The sequence below is a fragment of the Streptomyces sp. NRRL WC-3549 genome, assembly GCF_000721935.1.
Lineage (GTDB): Bacteria > Actinomycetota > Actinomycetes > Streptomycetales > Streptomycetaceae > Streptomyces.
The window spans coordinates 1-234 of sequence record NZ_KL585473.1 but is presented as its reverse complement, the minus strand read 5'-3'; the positions used below and the strand labels follow the sequence as shown (position 1 = coordinate 234).

Here is a 234-nt window from a genome sequence, read left to right as displayed (position 1 = left end):
GGCTTCTTCGGGATCTCGCCGCGTGAGGCGCTGGCGATGGACCCCCAGCAGCGGCTGCTCCTGGAAACCTCCTGGGAAGCCATCGAGCGGGCCGGTATCGACCCCGACTCACTGCGCGGCACCCGTACGGGCGTGTTCGCGGGCCTGATGTACCACGACTACGCCGCCCGCCTGGGCTCTGTACCCCAAGACGTCGGCGCCTTCCTTGGAACAGGTAACTCGGGCAGTGTGGCG

The 234-nt window shown here is 68.4% G+C and carries 1 protein-coding gene; it reads left to right on the top strand.

Annotated features, from left to right (window positions below; genetic code table 11):
• Positions 1-234: beta-ketoacyl synthase N-terminal-like domain-containing protein (locus IH13_RS39570; RefSeq protein WP_037843576.1), on the top strand; the 234-nt coding region annotated here is incomplete at both ends.